Raw genomic sequence first — 16,113 nt, forward strand, 5'->3', positions numbered from 1 at the left:
AATACAACGGCAGGAGGGGAGTTCCGAATGGAACGGCCAACCTGCCGTTTTTAATTGCGGGGACCATTTGGTTTCCAATAATATAGGGGTAGTCCAAGGGAAGGGAAGAGTGATTCATGAGCAGAGAAGGTCAAAGTGCGGAACATCAAGACATGCAGAAATTGCTAGTAAAGCCCGAGGCGATGGTGTTCGATATGGACGGAACCCTGCTTCAGACAGAAAGTCTGCTGCTGCCAGCCTACCACAAAATGTTCGATATTCTGCGCGAGGAAGGGCTGTATTCGGGGCCGACGCCTCCCGAGGAGCGGATCCTTGGCTGCCTAGGCATGCTGCTGTCGGATATTTGGAAGAACGTCATGCCGGAAGCCGGGGAAGCGGTTCACCGGCGCGCCAGCGAGCTGCTGCTGAAGCTGGAGATCGAAGGGCTTGAGGCCGGCGGCTCCGTTCTGTACCCGAGCGTTCCGGAGACGCTGCGGAAGTTGAAGGAGAAGGGCATCCGGCTGTTTGTTTGCAGCAACGGTCTGGAGGAATATATTCACAGCATTGTCGTTATACATAAGCTGGAAGATGTGTTCGAAGGCTTGTACAGTGCGGGCGGCCAGGGTACCTCTACGAAGGCCCAGCTGCTGAAGCTTCTTCTGGACAACCACCGCATCGGCACCGCCTGGATGGTAGGAGACCGATCTTCCGACGTTCAGGCGGGAAAAGAGAACGGGCAGACGGTGATCGGCTGCGCCTACGCCGGATTTGGCCGTGAGGACGAGCTTGAAGGCTCGGATGTGATTATCCGTTCCTTTGACCAGCTTCTGGAGCTGTACGAAGGGGCGCAGTAACCAAGAGAGTCAGTAAAGCAAAAACTAACCCCAACGAAGCCATTGTCATCCGCACGGAAGAGGCGGGTTTAGTCAATCGCTTGTTGGGGTTTTTTTCTGCCGGAACGAAGGGTCTCGCCCGTCACTCCTCGACTTTCTTCGAGGAGGAGGGCGCCAGCTTCGTCCGGTAAATCCAGAGCGCGTATTCCAGCGGCCGCCTCAGCGCTTTGCGGTAGGTTTCCTTATCGCCGGCCCTGGAGAACACCTCGCGGGCCGGTTTGGGGTTAACCTCAAGGACATAGATCCTTCCTTCCCGGTCGATGGCCAGATCAAGAGCGAGCTCGCACAGGTCGCTGAAGCTATCTTCCAGATAAGCGGCGGCGTCCGTACCGAGCTTCTCGGCCGTTTGTATCGTTTTTGCCGCTTTCTCTTCGCTGCCGAGCCACTGCTTCAGCAGTATCTCCGCTCTAACCGCATGACCGCCGCCATGCAGATTGGAGGTCACGCTCCTGGCTGCTCCAACCCGGCCGGCGATGCCGGTCATCGCCCAGTTGCCCTGGCTGTTCTTCTGAACGAGCATCCTGTAATCGTGGAACCGGCCGCCCGGAAGGCGCAGCGGGATGCCCTGCTGGACGAGAAAGCGGCCGCCGATGCACCACTGGCGGACGATCGACTCCAGCCGGGATAAGGAAACCCGGCGGGGCTGAATAATCTGGCGGTTAAGACGCCGGCCCTGGATGTCGAACATCCCGCGCTCTCCCTTCAGCCGCTCGATGCGTAGAATCCCTCTTCCGCCTGTGCCGTTAGATGGTTTGATGTAGACCACCGGATTCGCCCTGAGCATTCGGTGCAGGTCTGCCGAAGACTGATACAGCAGAGTATCCGGCAAATGCTGGCGGAAGCGGCCCTTTTGCGAGAACGTCTGGTGAATCGTCCATTTGTTGCGCAGCGGCCGGTTCAGGAAGGTGAGGTGGTTGTAACGCGAGCGGAATTGAAGCAGCTGCTGGAAGCGGACGCTGCGCTGAATGCGACACCGGTCGTATATCATGTCGGGAAAGCTCCGCCATTTACGGCTCCACTCTCCCTTTGCCGGGTCGAACACAAGCGCATAAATGCGCTGCTTCACGTTGTCGACATCCATCGGCGTGAACACGAAGACATCCAGCCCAATCTGCTTGCCTTCCGCGATCATCCGGCGGTACACCTGCTTTTCTTCCAACTGCCGGGCGTTATTCAGATACAGGGTCAGAATTCCCAGAACGGGTTGGCTCACAGAGATTCACCTTCTTGCAGTAAAATGGGACTCCGGTCCCGCTGCGCGTCCGGTTCGGCGGCTTCTGCGAGCAGGAACCCGGCCGGGAAGGAGCGCAGGCGGAGAACCGGCGCGCCGGAGGCGCTCCGGGTCAGCGCCACGGCAGCCAAGCCGGCATTGAAGCACATCTTCAGGCCGGATGCATGATCCGGAGTCACACGGCATTCGAGCGTTCCGAGACGTTTCACCTGCTCCCGCATCAGGGAGGCGCCTATGCCTTTGTTCCGGTACAGCGGGTGAACGGCGATGACACAGGCCTCCTTGCCGTAATCCGTCACCAAGCTAAGGGCGGCAAGCTGGGTGCCGAGCTGATCGCGAAGCGTTGCCGTCAGCAGCGACGTACCTGGCGCGGATAGACGTCCCGGCGTCAGATCCGCCAGCGTTTGCAAGCATTCCGTTGGAATCCGCTGGCCGGCATGGCGGCGGAGAAAGGCGAGAAGTGCGCCCTGCTGCCGGCTCCACTGTATGGAGCCGGCGGCGTAAACAGAAGATATCCGCATGCTGGCTAGTCACATCCTTTGCGGAAAGATTGCGATTTGGCGGTACAAATGTTGGCTGTATTGAATGATCCGTTCGAGTGACAGCCTCCGGATGTCCGGCTCATCGAATTTCATCGGACGGGAATTGGCTTCGAAGAACCAGAGACCGCCTTTTTCGTCGACGCCCAGATCCATGGACATTTCGCCCAGCATATAGCCGGAAGCCCGCTCGATCTGCCGGGCGATCAGCAGGGCCGTTCCGGAAACGCTTTTCAGGATGGATAAGGACCGTTCGGGGCCGAACATGGCTTCGAGCATGCTGGAGGGCTCTTCAACACTTCCGCCTCGGGGAACATGGGTCGTGATGCTGCGGGAGCCGGCCAGTCTGGCACCGATGCCCGTCATGCTCCATCCGCCCTTGCCGTTCTTTTGCACGAGCACGCGCAGGTCGAAAGGTCTTCCTTTGCACGTCGCAAGCTCAATCGCCTGCTGAACGATATAGCGCGAATCGCCCCGTTCCTTTCCGATGCGGGACCAGAGCCGCTCCACTGTCGCCGCCTTGTATGTGACGTTCTTCTTGCCGCTTTGAATCTGCAGCCGGTACGGCAGCTCACCGCCTGCGTGATAAATGACCCGCATGATGCCTTTCCCCGCCTTGCCGGTCTCCGGCTTGAGGTACAGGCTGGTGTGGGTCTTCAGCATGGCCGCCAGCGTTCGCGCGCTTCTGAGCCGCCGGGTAGCAGGCACATGCCGGGCTGTCGCATTTGAGCCTCTCAGCCATTCGAACAGGCTCCATTTGTTGAAAAAGTAAGGATTGTACAGCCGAATGCCCGGATACTCCAGACATTCGGCGAGTTTGCGGGCAACTGCGGGTTTGGCTTCATCCTCGCGGGTCGGAATGCGATTGTATACGACTTCCGGCGGGGGAAGCTGGACGGAGATCCATGATTTGCCCGGACCCGGAACGTAACCGTTAACATAGTGATTCCCCAGCCTTAGTTCTTTCACGGTGATCACATAAACGAGATAGCCGAGTTCCTTGCCGGTTCGAATAATATCGCGAAAGTTCTTATGATTGCCGCGGAATTCCCGGAACTTATCTCTGGTCGTTAGTATGGCGATGACGGGCTTTCTGTCGTCGGGCCGGATGTTCACATATCATCCCTCCTGCGGAACTTGCTGAGGTATAGGCAGTGCTCCAGTATATGCTCGATGGAGGCTTTGCCTTCAGCCCTCAGGGAAGGATGGCGGAAGATGGACCGCCCGGGCTTGGCGTTTGCCTCGAACATCCAGATTTCTTCATTCTGGTCAATGCCAAGATCGAAGCCGATTTCTCCAAGCAGATGGCGATGCTGGGTTTCCAGCGATTCCGCCAGCCGGATAGCCGTTTGCTTCGCCCGCTGCAGCACTTCGTCGGCTTTGGCTCCGAATACGCGTCCGAGCGCCTGCTGCGGGGTAAGGAGGGAGCCTCCGTTTTTCAGATGGGTCGTTACGCTGCCGCGTCCGGCCTTCTTCGCTCCGATTCCAACCACAACCCACTGGTTGCTGCCGTTCTTGTGCATGTGGAACCGGAAGTCGATCGGGCAGCCGTCGATTTCAATCAGCCGGATACCCTGCTGAACGACATAGCTCTGCAGAGAGCGGCCATGACGGGACTGCAGCAGTCGCATCAGGCTCTCAAAGGTTCCAAAACGAAGCAGCACGTTCTTGCCGCCCCGGCGATAGCGGGCGAAATATCCGCGTTTCGGCAGATAAGTCAGCCTGTAAATGCCGTGGCCAAGGCTGCCGGCGGATGGCTTGTAGTAGACGAAATGATGGCGGTCCAGCATATCTCTGATGAGCTCGGTATCGGGGCTGCTGTGCGTTTCGGGCACATGCTGGCTCGCAAAGCTGTCGTTTTCCAGGAGCCGGTAAATGTCGGATTTGTTGAAAAAGCTCCAGTTGAAAAACGGGATTTTCTTGCGGGTGAACCGTTCCCGGAGCTGGTTAATCGCAAGCGACGTCTCCGCCCGCCTGCTGGGCAGCCGGTTGTAGATGACATCGGGCAGCGGTACGATCTTGCGCTCGAACTTGCCGCTTTCCGTCAAAAAGTACCCGTTCACACGTTCCTGCTGCCAATTAATGTCCCGGGGCATGAACGCGAAAATATAGCACATGTTGCTGCCTTCGCGCAGCAGCTGCTTGATGAAGCCCGTTCGTGAACCGAACGGCTGGGTCGGAGAAGACGGGCCGTCGGACAGGACGCCCACGAGCGGGCCGATTTGCACCTCGTCGTTCTGCAGGTTCCTCAGGTAGACGCTGCCCGTTTTGGGCACCTTGATGGCGTTCTGAACGCCCGAAGCGAGAAAAAGATGTTTCCCGGCTCGCTTGATCGGCTTGATCACCGCCGGAATGGCGTCTTTGCCGAGTCGCAGCCGGATGTTCCTCTTCCCGGACAGCTTCAGGCTTTTCATCAGCGACCCCGATATATAGACGACTCTTTGGGGCTGCTTGGTGAAATGGACATTGCAAAATGTGAGACCCATTTATGAATCCTCCTTAAGCACCATTGATATCAATCTTCCGGATCATCCGCTTAAGCTTTCGGCGCTTCGGGGAGAACGTCGCCGTGTCAGCAGCAGGTAGCGGGCGTAGGAAAGAGGGTATTCCGCCGCGCGCCGCGCGGCGTCTTTGTCGCCCGTAATTGTAAATGCGGAGCGGCCCGGCTTGGAGTTGGCCTCGAGCAGCCAGATCCGGCCCCCGGGATCGATGCCGAAATCGAGCCCAAGCTCGCCGAGACGCCCGCAGGCAGCCTCCAGCAGCGGCGGAAGAAAGGCGGCGCTAAGCTCCACCTCACGTAGAATATCATCCGCGGCCCCGCCGTATTGCTTCCGTAAGAAGGAAGCGGGATGGACCGCGGTTCCTCCGCCGTGAAGGTTCGAGGTAAGCGCGCCGCTCGGGCCAAGGCGGGCAGCCATTCCAGAGAGCGTCCAGCGGCCGGCGCCGTCCTTCTGCATGAGTACGCGGACATCGAACGGCTGTCCGCCTCCGGTCAGCCGCAGGAACGGCTGCATGATAAAGCCCTGCTTGCCGATAAAGCGGTCGATCCATTCAAGACCGCTCAGGCGGTCATTAAAGCCGCGGACGATCTCCCGGTTATCTCCGTCCCGGCCCTTTACGAACAGTCCTCCGGATGAAGTTCCCCGGAGCACGGCATGCAGGGTTCGCTTTCCGTGTGTGCCTGCCCGGGGCTTCAGAAAGACCCCGTCCCCCTGTTCGGCGAGCATTCGCTCCAGGCTGCGCCGGCCTGCATACCTTCTCGTCTCGGGCAGCAGGGAGGAAGCCCTGCGGCTGCGCCGCAGAAGTTCATATACCCTCCATTTGTCCGGCAGCCCCCTCGACCATACGAGACTGCGCCCCAGCGCATGCAGAGCCCGGGAGCCGTTTCGTCTTTCCTCCGGATTTTTGCAGAACATCCGGTTATACACAATGTCGGGCGCTTCGGCCGTCGCTTCGCGCCATTCTTCACCTTCGCGAACAAACCCTCTCACTGTCCTGCCGTCGCCTGAAACGCCATCGGGAGTGAAGACGATGACGCGCAGACCGTAGGATGGAGCGGTCCGGCACAGTACGCTGCAGAAGGCGGGTTCGGCCACCGGGGAACCTTTGACGCCCCGGCACGTCAGAATGCCGAGACAGCCCATTTCGGTCACTGGCATGGCGTCCTCCTTACAGTCCGGCCAAGTAGCGGCAGTACTGAATCATTTGCTTCACGGACGGTCTGATTTTGGTGTCGTTCAGCGGAGTGTTATCATTCTTGGACGGCTTCGAATTTACTTCGAGCAGCCAGATCCGGCCGGATTGATCCATACCAAGATCGATGCCCAGCTCTCCGAAATGGGCCGGAATATTGGCCTCCACGCCTTTGGCAATGGCAAGCGCCGCCCGGGGCAGCTGAAGATTTGCGCTTTCTTTGGCACCGGGAGGGATGGAGCTTTTACCGATCGCCTCGCGAACGGTGCTAAGGCTGCCGCCCCGCGCCAGATTCGAGACGAAATGGTTGTTCCCTGCGGTGCGGGCGACGATGGAGGTGACATTCCATTTTCCGGTGCCGTTCTTTTGCACGAGCGCCCGGAAATCAACCGGCCTGCGTCCGATTTCCATCAGCGGCAGCCCCTGCTGAATCTGGAATCGGGTGGTCTTCATCTTCGGCGCAACCGCCTGATACAATTTGGTTAGGGTCGGGTAGCTCTGCTTGCGGGTGCCCAGCGGAGTTGTGGACTGCAGCCGGTAGCCGCCGCCTTCTTCCCGGGAAATCCGCAGAATGCCTTTGCCGAGGCTGCCCCGGACAGGCTTCAGGAACACGACCGGATAATGGCCGCACATTTTCTTGAGAATCGCAAACCCGCCGAGCAAGTGGGACTCCGGCAAATAACGCTGAAGGGAAGGGTCCCGCCGGAGCGCTTCGAACACCTCGCTCTTGTCGAGGAATTTCTCATTGAAAAAATGAGTGCCGTACCTTGATTTTACTTCCGACAAAAAATGCTGTACGCTAGGTTTATTCTCCGCCTTGCGCGTGGTGAGCCTGTTGTTGATGACATCGGCAATGGGCAGCTTCGATTGTTTCCAGCCTTCGTCGTATACCCAGCCCGTAATGGAGGAGCCGGTACTCTCCAGAGCTTCCGGGGTAAAGAAATAGACAAAGGCGCCCTGCGCATGGCAGGCATTCGTTAATTCCCGGCAGAACAAGGTGATTGGACCGAACAACCTTTCAGGCCGCTCGGGATGCTCCCGGCTGACCAGCACGCCGATCAGCGGTCCGAGCCGAAGCGTCCGGCTTCCGGAACTGTAGGAGGCGTTCAGCACATTACGCGCCTTGAATCCGGTCTTCCGCGCCAGACCCTCGCTCACGCGAAGATTGTCGGATCGGGGGACCGGAATGACGGTGACCTCCTGACGGAAAGAACCGAAGGCAAGCAGGATTGGTCCGTGCGCCGGGATTTTGAGTTTTTTGATGAGCCGGTCGCCGAGCATGACGGCGTTCTCCTGCAGGATGCCCGAGTACACCGTATGGACCGGGATCTTTAGCTTTGACATCGTGGATCTCCTTCCGGTAGGCAGCATGATGCCGGCTGTTTCACAGCTGAGGTCTTCATATCATCCATCATATGGAGTCATACGCCCCTTGGTGATTGACCCATCTGCCGAAAGGTCCCTTATTCACAAGGGGGAAGGGGTCTAACAATACTTTTAGGAGGAACCCAAATATGAACATCTACGACAAGGCGCATGAATTGGCCCGTGCAATCAAGGATAGCAGCGAGGTGGCGGATATTTCCGCAGCGCTCAAGCTGGTGGAGGCTGATCCGGGCAGCAAGGAAATGCTGGACAATTTTCGCAGCAGCCAGCATGAGCTTCAGGAACGGATGATGGCTGGGGAAATGCCGGCACAGGAAGAGATGGAGAAGATGGAGAAGCTGTTCGAAGTGCTGAATATGAACCTCAGCATCCGCCGCCTGTTCGAAGCGGAGCGGCGCCTCAGCGTTGTTATCGAGGACGTGAACAAGATTATTACCGGCAGTCTGGAACATCTGTATGGAGCGGACGTTTAAAGGCGCCTCAGGCATTATTTCATCACATAAAAATCAAAGAGGGTGCTTGTTGCCGGTTAGATCCGGCTGACAAGCACCCTCTGTTTGTTCAGGCGATTAACATAACCGGCTTACCCGGCGGTCTCCTGCTTGCCTTCGTCCGGGCCGAGAATGATACGTTCGGCTGCCCTGACCCTATCCTTGCTCTCCGGCATTTTGATAACTCGTCTCATAATTTGGACGGCTTGCTCATAGAGTAGAGTATAGATTCGTTATGAAGGAGCTGTCGGAAGAAATGAGAAAAAGAAACAAGTTCAAGCATGTGGTCTACCTGGTGCTGGCGCTGGTCATGCTCCTGTATGCGCTGCCGGAGTTGTCGTGGGCTGGTTCAACCCCGGTATTCGTGTTCGGGGCGGTATGGGTGGCCTTTGCGCTGCTTGTGATTGCGGCTCATCTGCATTTTATTCTCGGGGTGGACGAGGAGAAGCAGAAACGGCTGGAGGCGGTGCGCAAGGCGAAGCTGGATATGTGGCAAGGAAAATGGAGCGAAGAAGGACGGGCTGCTCAGCGGTTATAGTCCTTTCGTCATACGGTCTGTCCGGAAATGATCCGGCGGGCCGTTTTTTATTTGCGCTTATGAAACAAAGGATTCATTTGACGGCCGTACCCGGTTGCGTCTACAATACAGATACAGTGTAGTACAGTTTTGGCTTCGGAGGTGTAACAGTTGGACAATCAAGGCGATGCAGTCACTAAGCACGAACAGCTGCTGCAGCATATTGAAAACCTGAAGGTGGGCTCCAAAATATCGGTCCGGAAGCTGGCGAAGGAGATGGCTGTCAGCGACGGAACGGCATACCGGGCGGTCAAGGAAGCGGAGAACCTGGGGATTGTCATTACCAAGGAGCGCATAGGAACCGTCCGGGTGGAAAAGAAGCCCAGAGGCATCTCGGAGCAGCTCACGTTCGGTGATGTGGTTGACATTGTCGAGGGACATGTGCTCGGAGGTGCTAACGGACTGGACAAGCCCTTGCATAAATATATCATCGGCGCCATGAAGATCGACGCCATGATCCGCTATATCGATGCGGACAGTCTGCTGATTGTTGGCAACCGCGACGACGTCCATTCGCTGGCGCTGGAACAGGGCGCGGGGGTGCTTGTGACCGGAGGCTTTGGAACTAGCCGGGAGGTCAAGGAGCTGGCGGACAAGCTTGACCTTCCGGTCATTTCTTCGCGCCACGATACCTTTACCGTAGCCTACATGATCAACCGCGCGATTTTTGACCGGTTAATCAAGAAAAAGATTATGCTCGTGGAGGATATTGTCGAACGGAAGCCGCGGATCAACACGCTGAAAATATCCAGCACGGTCGGCGAGCTGCTCAGTCTGTCCAGGGAGAGCGGGGAACAGCGGTTTTCCGTGACCGATGAATGGAACCGCGTTATCGGCATCGTCGGCCGCCGGGATGTGGAGGATCTGCCCGATGATCAGACGATCGAGAAGATGATGATCCGCGGTCCGGTCACAGCCGGATTGCAGACGTCGCTGGCCTCGGCGGCCCAGATCATGATGTGGGAGGGCATCGACTTTCTGCCCATTATCGACCGGAACCGCAAGCTGGTAGGCTCGCTTACCCGGAAGGAAGTGCTGCAGAGCCTAAGGGACGCCCGAAACCAGCCGCAGCTTGGGGAAACCTTCGACCATCTCATCTGGAACGGATTTGCCGAGGAGCGGGACGAGGAGGGCAAGCTGTTCTTCCACGGCTTCATCACCCCGCAGATGGCGACGGATCTGGGCACCATTTCCGAAGGGGTGATTTCGACGCTCATGATGCATTCCGCATTCAAGGCGGCCAAGGATATCACCGGGAACGACCATGTGCTGGACAATATGTCCACTTATTTTGTTCGTCCGGTCCAGATCGAGGACTCCGTTATCGTAACGCCGAGACTGCTGGAGAGCAGCCGCCGGACCTGCAAGCTTGAAATCGAGATCAGCCATCAGGGCACCCTGGTCGCCAAGGCCGTATTGATGCTTCAGTCGATAGACCACGGATAGATCAAGCGGCAAGAGATTCTTAGCAGGAGCCGGACAAAGGCAGCGGACTTCATCGTTCATAAGGCTTCAACAAGGGCTTCGTCAGTTATGACGGAGTCCTTATTTATGCAAATGGCGGATTTCACGTTTCTTCAACCCTCTAAAGGATTATTGAGGCGGTATCTCCTTGGAGGATGCCCTTGGGTCGAAAGTTGACATTTCCTGCATTTTTATTGCAAAGGGAAAATCGATTCTTTAGAATTGGAACAAAGTAAGAGCGGCTTTCAGAAAATTCCCATCAGCTTTTCCTCCACACCTGGAAGAGCCTGTTCGTTGCCGGTTTCGGCTATCTACCTGCGGGAAGGGATGAAGAAATTGAAAAGAATGTTGATCCACGCGTATACCAAATTCAATCTGGGCGATGATCTCTTTGTCAAGCTGCTGTGCGAGAGGTATCCGGACACCCATTTTGTCCTTCCCGCCCGGAGCGAGTACAAGCAGTGCTTCGCATCTTTGTCCAATCTTACCCTGTATCCGATCGAATCCATCTGGGTTCGCGGAATCCGCAAGGTGCTCAAGAAATTGAAACTCGGGAGCATCGATATCCAGAAGGTCCTGCTCAAGAGACTGGCCCGGCGCTGCGACGGTGTCGTTCAGATCGGCGGTTCGGTATTTATGCAGGGAGCCCGGTGGAAAGAGGATTATGCCTGGAAGCTGGACGTGTTCGACAGCAGAAAGCCGTACTTCGTCCTCGGCGCCAACTTCGGACCTTACAAGGACGACACGTTCTACGTCAGGCACAGAGAGCTGTTCTCCACGTACACCGATATCTGTTTCCGGGACCGGTACTCCTACGACCTGTTCAAGGATCTGGGCAACGTCAGGCTGGCACCGGATATCATTTTCCAGCACGCCAAGCCGGATAACCCAAGGAACGGGAAATATGTCGTCATTTCCGTCATCAAACCCTCGGACCGTGAGAGCCTTAAAGACTTCGACGCGATGTATTACAACAAAATCAAAGAGATCGCCGTCGCTTTTGCCGAAGAAGGCTACGGGGTGAAGCTGATGTCGTTCTGCGAGTATGAAGGGGACGAGGAAGCGGTAAAAGCTATCCATTCTTTAATTCCGCAGGTGTATGCCGACCGTGTGAATATGTATTTTTACAAGACCAACCTGGAGGAAGCCGTCGGGCTGCTGGCCTCTTCCGGCATGATTGTCGCGACGCGGTTCCATGCCATGATTCTCGGCTGGGTGTTCGGTAAGCCCGTGTTCCCTATCGCCTACAGCGAGAAGACAACTAACGTTATGAATGACGCCGGCTTTACTGGAGCGTATGCTGATCTCAAAGCGATGGACTCCCTGGATCCGGAAGAGGTTGTCCGCAGCCTGAACACGAACACTCTGAACGTCTCCGTTCTGGCCAGACAGGCCGAGCGGCATTTCGAAAAGCTGGACAACTATCTTGGAAAAAACAATAATGCCAAAGAAGCTTCGGCTGCGTTAAATCCCGGCGTCTTTGCAAGGAGGGGCCATGAAAGCTAAACGGAGTATTCTTAACCTTGTCTTCGGTTTGGGCAGCCAGCTGATTACGATCGTTCTCAGCATTTTCATTCCCCGGCTGATCATGGTTCATTACGGGTCGGAGGCTAACGGGCTTGTGTCCTCCGTCGTCCAGATCATTGCGTATCTGGCGCTGCTGGAAGCGGGCGTAGGCGCGGCATCGTTGCAGGCGCTGTACAAGCCGATCTCGAAGGATGACCGTGAAGGCATTAATTCCATCCTTTCGGCCACCGCCATGTATTACAAAAAAACGGGCTTCTACTACCTGCTCTCCGTAATCGCCATTTCGGTGATTTACCCATTCGCGGTCAAGACGGAGCTGGGCATGTGGCAGGTAATGGGCATCGTGCTTTTCAACGGTATGGGCGGAGCCATCAATTACTATTACCAGGGTAAATTCAGGGTGTACCTGCTAGCCGAAGGCAAGAGCTATGTGGACACCTCAATTGTCACCGTCGGCAACATTATCAACAATCTGGTGCGGATCATCCTGCTGATGCAGAGTGTGGATATCGTGCTGGTGCAGGCTTCGTATTTTGCCGTGACGCTGCTTCAAATGGTTGCTTTTCATATCTATAAGAAACGGCATTATAAATGGCTGGATTTCAACAAAGAGCCGAATCTTGCGGCCATCAGCCAGAAAAATTTCGTGCTCGTTCATGAGCTGTCCTATATGATCTTCCGGAATACCGACGTGCTGGTGCTGACCTTTTTCACCAATCTGAAAATCGTCAGCGTCTACGTGATGTACAACATGATTTTTACCATTATCGACAACATCGTCAATACGGTAAATACAAGCGTCCGCTTCGCCCTGGGGCAAAGCTATCATGAAGGCCGAAGCCGATTCATCAAGCTCTACGACGCGTACGAGCTGTATTTCATGGCCTTTGTGTTTTCGCTGATGACGGTCGCCTATATTCTCATCCTGCCGTTCATCACGCTCTACACAACCGGCGTCAATGACGTCAATTATGTGCTGTACTGGGTTCCGGTCCTGTTCGTCGCCCAAAAGCTGCTGATCAACGCGCGTTCGTCCGCCAACAATGTCATCAATATCGCCGGCCATTTCAAAAATACGCTGAGCCGTACGCTGCTTGAATCGGGCATCAATCTCGGCGCATCGCTGATTCTGGTCCACTTTATGGGCATTTACGGCGTGCTGCTGGGCACGGTGGCCGCGCTGGTATACCGTTCCACGGATATTATTTTTTACGCCAACCGAAGGCTGCTTGATCGAAGCCCCTGGATCACATTCCGAAGATGGGTCATCAATATCGCGGTATTTGCCGGAGTCGTTTATCTGAACAATCTTGTAGGCTATTCGTTCGATTCCTACCTTTCAATTATTTTGGGAGCCTTTGTTCTTGGCATTATCATTTTTCCGCTCTACGTTGCGGTTGCTTCGCTGCTGGAGCGCGAGGTGTTTCTGTATAGTCTCGGGCTGTTCAGGGGTCTGGGCTTAAAGATGAGAGCCAAGTTCGTTCCCGGCAAGGTCAAGGTCAGCGGCTGACATTAGGAAACCAGAAGATATCGCTGTATTACAGATCGCGACTGGAGGGGTGGGAATGGTTCAAAAAGAAGAAATGCGGCAGGTCTGCCGCAGATTTATGGACAGCGTAAGCCGGGAAATCAGCGGCGGTCCGGCAGCGGAAGAAACGGTGTTCGGAACGTGCCAGACACTCGCAACCCTGGAGCAGCCGGAGGCGCAGGAAGCGCTGACGGCGCTGTCGCGGGTAATCGCCCGCCAGGCCGCAGGCAAGGATGCGCCTGAGGTGCTCCGCTTCTACCTGGACAGCCAGTTCGGGGCAGGTGAGTCGGAAGAGACCGACCTGCTGGAGGCCAAGCTTGCGGCGCTGTGCGGCGGCGACGGGGCCGAAGCGGCGGACAGCGCCGCGTCTGGTGCCGAAACCGGCAGCGCACCCAAAATCAGCGTCATCATTACCACCTACAACCGCAAACCGTTCCTGCGACAGGCTGTGGAAAGCATCCTGGCCCAGGATTATCCGAACAAAGAGATTGTCGTCATCGACGACGCTTCGACGGACGGAACGGAGTTGATGATGGAGGAGAGCTTCGGAGACGAGCCGCGAGTCATTTACATGCGGAACGATACTAACCGGGGACCAGGCGCGAACCGGCTTGCAGCCTTTACCGCGCACGGGGACGGAGAGTACATTCTCTTCCTCGACGACGACGATTATTTGATCGACAGCGGATATTTCAGCAGAGCCGTTGCTTTTCACCGGAGCCATCCCGGCCTTTCCTTTGTGGCCGCCAACGTCTTTCTGGAGTATTCCGCGACGCAGCGGCTGCAGCTTCAGGAGATCGGACTTTCGGATGTGACCGACCGGCGCGCCTATTTTCTGAATTTCGAGCGGCCGGGCTACGGGAAGCCGGCTTCCACGCTGACCACGCTGTTCCGGCGGGAAGCGCTGATCGAAATGGATATTCTTCATATGAATATGGTGAACGACGCGTCCATCTACCTGCGCTCCCTGCTCGTCGGCGACGCCGGATTCATCGACGCGGCGGTCGGCGTATACCGGATTCACGGAAATAACATCACCTTCAATCTGTCCCGGGATTTTCTGGTCCGGAATCTGGAAGAGAAGCGCACGATCCGCAACCTGGCCATCGAGCGGTACAATTATAAGAAGAAGGAAATGACCGGCTGGTTCAACAACACCGCCTACGATACGATCGTCTACTACCTTCGGAATTCGGCCAAGACGAAGGAAGATTACACGTACATGTACGAGTGGACGCACAGCAACTGCCCGGAGATCTATGCCAAGGTCAAGCAGGAATTCCGAACGCGGCTTATTAAAAAGCAGATTCTCCAGGTTCCTTTAATCCGCAAGCTGATCGGTCGTTAACTGAACATGTGGAAAGACAAACAGCCTTCTTGTCCCGAAAGGGAGAAGGCTGTTTGAGCTGGCTGTAAGGGCCTGAGCCCGGCCTCGCAGTGGATAACCTCACCGCCGGCTCCGCGAATGATCCTGGCGGCTGTAATAGCCGTAGCTGCGCAGCCCGGAAAACAGATTGAAGGCGCCCAGTACAAGAAAGACCGCTTCGACCGCGACGCTGACGGTGGAGCCGCGAAATAGAAACATCGACATCAGCGCGAGCAGAATGAGCATGCATCCGAGCAGAATATTCATGACCGCCCGTTTCAGCCCCCGCTCGCCGGGATCTAGGGCACGGCGTGAAGCGGCGCTGTAATAAGCGGCTCCGAGGACGGAGAGCGTCAGCAGGAGAAACAGGAGATATTTGATAAACAAGATCATGGTACACCCCTTCGAGCGCCATCTGCCCCCGCAAGCTCTTGTCCGGCAGACAGCGGACTAAAGCGTTTTCTACCTGTATTTTAGCATGCTGTTGGCGGGTCTGCCCATGTTAATCTGCGAGATTTATCTGGGGGGGTTCGGCGTGATCTCCACCCAGATCTGCAGAACGCCTTCCATGACAAGCATCGTTCGGATGCGGACCGCATATTCCTTGTCGCGCACGATGTATACCTTTCCGCTCAGCAGAAGACGGGCCATCTTGCTGTCCTCGTCGATGTCGAAGACGCTGCGGCCGCGCATCGGCGCGAGGTCGCCGCTCATTTTGAGGATTATCTCCTTTACGGTTGCCGGGTCCAGCCCGTTTGCGGCTTCCCTTGATCCGCCGCTTTCGGACCGGATTTTGATTTCCTTGATGACTGTTGAGCTGTTTTTGTATTTTTTCAGGGTCAGAATATCCTTCTCATACTGCTCCACCTGCACACGCAGGTCCTGATTGTCCAGCCAGAGCGCATTGAAGCCCATATGAAAAATCGCATTGTACACCGCGCTGCCGACGATCATCCCGAGCACAAAAATGGCCGACACCTTGGAGAACCGGCGAAACTGCTGAAAGGGCGGAACCCTCATGGCATTACCCCCTGCTGCATACCCATTTCACCAGCTCGCTGCCCATATGCGCGCCCAGAAAAGCAAAGACCAGATATAATATCTGCTTGATGGCCGGGGACAGATTTCCGCCCAGCATATTGCTTTCAATGACCCGCATCGGGTCGATCGTCCCGCCTACGGCGGCAGCCAGCGCCCAGATCTTGATCCTGCCTGCCACATCCAGCATCGTCTGCGTCGGCGGCTGGAGCGATATGACCGCTCCGATGCCCCCGAGCATGGCTCCGCCCAGCACAATGCCGAAGGCTATGAAGAAATCGAGGACGGCTTTGCCCAAAAAAACGTTCATAAAGTCCCCCTTGTCCGGACGCGGCTTCTGTCAAGTGCTTTGCCTGTCCTTGTGCTCTCCCTTCATTCTATGGGCCAATCCCCCTTCAATA

The 16,113-nt window shown here is 56.2% G+C and carries 16 protein-coding genes; 7 read left to right on the forward strand and 9 right to left on the reverse strand.

The window, feature by feature from the left end; translation table 11 throughout:
• Window positions 1-116 precede the first annotated feature (116 nt).
• The gene (locus PSAB_RS08615) at window positions 117-833 is read left to right on the forward strand and encodes an HAD family hydrolase (protein WP_420835625.1); all 717 of its coding nucleotides are present in this window, start codon (window positions 117-119) and stop codon (window positions 831-833) included.
• A 121-nt stretch (window positions 834-954) separates the two neighbouring features.
• Here the strand turns inward: PSAB_RS08615 and PSAB_RS08620 are convergent, their stop codons facing one another.
• The 6 genes from PSAB_RS08620 to PSAB_RS08645 are packed head-to-tail and all read right to left on the reverse strand — an operon-like array spanning window position 955 to window position 7,679.
• Entirely contained in the window at window positions 955-2,085 is a 1,131-nt protein-coding gene (locus PSAB_RS08620; RefSeq protein WP_025334174.1) for a YheC/YheD family endospore coat-associated protein, read from the reverse strand.
• On the reverse strand, window positions 2,082-2,624 hold the full coding sequence (locus PSAB_RS08625) for a GNAT family protein (RefSeq protein WP_025334175.1): 543 nt from the start codon (window positions 2,622-2,624) through the stop codon (window positions 2,082-2,084). The genes PSAB_RS08620 and PSAB_RS08625 overlap by 4 nt, the downstream gene beginning before the upstream one ends.
• 9 nt (window positions 2,625-2,633) lie before the next feature.
• Window positions 2,634-3,758, reverse strand: coding sequence for a YheC/YheD family endospore coat-associated protein (locus PSAB_RS08630; protein ID WP_025334176.1), 1,125 nt, complete (start codon window positions 3,756-3,758; stop codon window positions 2,634-2,636).
• Window positions 3,755-5,128 carry a YheC/YheD family endospore coat-associated protein gene (locus PSAB_RS08635; protein ID WP_025334177.1) on the reverse strand — a complete coding sequence of 458 codons (1,374 nt, stop codon included), beginning with the start codon at window positions 5,126-5,128 and terminating at the stop codon, window positions 3,755-3,757. The genes PSAB_RS08630 and PSAB_RS08635 overlap by 4 nt, the downstream gene beginning before the upstream one ends.
• Before the next feature lie 42 nt (window positions 5,129-5,170).
• Window positions 5,171-6,301: a YheC/YheD family endospore coat-associated protein gene (locus PSAB_RS08640; RefSeq protein ID WP_025334178.1), complete on the reverse strand. Its 1,131-nt coding sequence runs from the start codon at window positions 6,299-6,301 to the stop codon at window positions 5,171-5,173.
• 10 nt (window positions 6,302-6,311) lie between these two features.
• Window positions 6,312-7,679: a YheC/YheD family endospore coat-associated protein gene (locus PSAB_RS08645; protein WP_025334179.1), complete on the reverse strand. Its 1,368-nt coding sequence runs from the start codon at window positions 7,677-7,679 to the stop codon at window positions 6,312-6,314.
• Window positions 7,680-7,849: 170 nt separating this feature from the next.
• On the opposite strand from PSAB_RS08645, the gene PSAB_RS08650 reads away from it, so the two are divergent.
• From PSAB_RS08650 to PSAB_RS24535, 6 genes are all read left to right on the forward strand, one after another.
• Complete coding sequence (locus PSAB_RS08650; RefSeq protein WP_025334180.1) at window positions 7,850-8,194, forward strand: YlbF/YmcA family competence regulator; 345 nt, start codon at window positions 7,850-7,852, stop codon at window positions 8,192-8,194.
• 274 nt (window positions 8,195-8,468) lie between these two features.
• Entirely contained in the window at window positions 8,469-8,750 is a 282-nt protein-coding gene (locus PSAB_RS08655) for a hypothetical protein (protein ID WP_025334181.1), read from the forward strand.
• Window positions 8,751-8,900: 150 nt separating this feature from the next.
• Complete coding sequence (locus PSAB_RS08660) at window positions 8,901-10,235, forward strand: DRTGG domain-containing protein (protein ID WP_025334182.1); 1,335 nt, start codon at window positions 8,901-8,903, stop codon at window positions 10,233-10,235.
• Between the two features lie 363 nt (window positions 10,236-10,598).
• Window positions 10,599-11,759, forward strand: coding sequence for a polysaccharide pyruvyl transferase family protein (locus tag PSAB_RS08665; RefSeq protein ID WP_226991816.1), 1,161 nt, complete (start codon window positions 10,599-10,601; stop codon window positions 11,757-11,759).
• Window positions 11,749-13,290 carry a sugar isomerase gene (locus PSAB_RS08670; RefSeq protein WP_025334184.1) on the forward strand — a complete coding sequence of 514 codons (1,542 nt, stop codon included), beginning with the start codon at window positions 11,749-11,751 and terminating at the stop codon, window positions 13,288-13,290. Before PSAB_RS08665 ends, PSAB_RS08670 begins: the two co-directional genes overlap by 11 nt.
• A 55-nt stretch (window positions 13,291-13,345) precedes the next feature.
• Window positions 13,346-14,656: a glycosyltransferase family 2 protein gene (locus PSAB_RS24535; protein WP_025334185.1), complete on the forward strand. Its 1,311-nt coding sequence runs from the start codon at window positions 13,346-13,348 to the stop codon at window positions 14,654-14,656.
• A 99-nt stretch (window positions 14,657-14,755) separates the two neighbouring features.
• Here the strand turns inward: PSAB_RS24535 and PSAB_RS08680 are convergent, their stop codons facing one another.
• The 3 genes from PSAB_RS08680 to PSAB_RS08690 all read right to left on the reverse strand — a co-directional run bounded on the left by PSAB_RS08680 (window position 14,756) and on the right by PSAB_RS08690 (window position 16,022).
• Complete coding sequence (locus PSAB_RS08680; RefSeq protein WP_025334186.1) at window positions 14,756-15,067, reverse strand: YtpI family protein; 312 nt, start codon at window positions 15,065-15,067, stop codon at window positions 14,756-14,758.
• 123 nt (window positions 15,068-15,190) lie between these two features.
• Window positions 15,191-15,694, reverse strand: coding sequence for a sporulation membrane protein YtrI (locus tag PSAB_RS08685; protein WP_025334187.1), 504 nt, complete (start codon window positions 15,692-15,694; stop codon window positions 15,191-15,193).
• Between the two features lie 4 nt (window positions 15,695-15,698).
• The gene (locus PSAB_RS08690; RefSeq protein ID WP_025334188.1) at window positions 15,699-16,022 is read right to left on the reverse strand and encodes a YtrH family sporulation protein; all 324 of its coding nucleotides are present in this window, start codon (window positions 16,020-16,022) and stop codon (window positions 15,699-15,701) included.
• Window positions 16,023-16,113 lie beyond the last annotated feature (91 nt).

The organism is Paenibacillus sabinae T27 (assembly GCF_000612505.1).
GTDB classification, from domain to species: Bacteria; Bacillota; Bacilli; order Paenibacillales; family Paenibacillaceae; genus Paenibacillus_AQ; species Paenibacillus_AQ sabinae.

What these genes read in the sequence shown, in the direction of transcription:
- PSAB_RS24535 (WP_025334185.1), top strand. Translation starts at nt 13,346, where the DNA reads ATGGTTCAAAAAGAAGAAATGCGGCAGGTCTGCCGCAGATTTATGGAC.
- PSAB_RS08640 (WP_025334178.1), bottom strand. Translation starts at nt 6,301, where the DNA reads ATGCCAGTGACCGAAATGGGCTGTCTCGGCATTCTGACGTGCCGGGGC.
- PSAB_RS08655 (WP_025334181.1), top strand. Translation starts at nt 8,469, where the DNA reads ATGAGAAAAAGAAACAAGTTCAAGCATGTGGTCTACCTGGTGCTGGCG.
- PSAB_RS08650 (WP_025334180.1), top strand. Translation starts at nt 7,850, where the DNA reads ATGAACATCTACGACAAGGCGCATGAATTGGCCCGTGCAATCAAGGAT.
- PSAB_RS08690 (WP_025334188.1), bottom strand. Translation starts at nt 16,022, where the DNA reads ATGAACGTTTTTTTGGGCAAAGCCGTCCTCGATTTCTTCATAGCCTTC.
- PSAB_RS08665 (WP_226991816.1), top strand. Translation starts at nt 10,599, where the DNA reads ATGTTGATCCACGCGTATACCAAATTCAATCTGGGCGATGATCTCTTT.
- PSAB_RS08685 (WP_025334187.1), bottom strand. Translation starts at nt 15,694, where the DNA reads ATGAGGGTTCCGCCCTTTCAGCAGTTTCGCCGGTTCTCCAAGGTGTCG.
- PSAB_RS08670 (WP_025334184.1), top strand. Translation starts at nt 11,749, where the DNA reads ATGAAAGCTAAACGGAGTATTCTTAACCTTGTCTTCGGTTTGGGCAGC.
- PSAB_RS08615 (WP_420835625.1), top strand. Translation starts at nt 117, where the DNA reads ATGAGCAGAGAAGGTCAAAGTGCGGAACATCAAGACATGCAGAAATTG.
- PSAB_RS08680 (WP_025334186.1), bottom strand. Translation starts at nt 15,067, where the DNA reads ATGATCTTGTTTATCAAATATCTCCTGTTTCTCCTGCTGACGCTCTCC.
- PSAB_RS08625 (WP_025334175.1), bottom strand. Translation starts at nt 2,624, where the DNA reads ATGCGGATATCTTCTGTTTACGCCGCCGGCTCCATACAGTGGAGCCGG.
- PSAB_RS08645 (WP_025334179.1), bottom strand. Translation starts at nt 7,679, where the DNA reads ATGTCAAAGCTAAAGATCCCGGTCCATACGGTGTACTCGGGCATCCTG.
- PSAB_RS08635 (WP_025334177.1), bottom strand. Translation starts at nt 5,128, where the DNA reads ATGGGTCTCACATTTTGCAATGTCCATTTCACCAAGCAGCCCCAAAGA.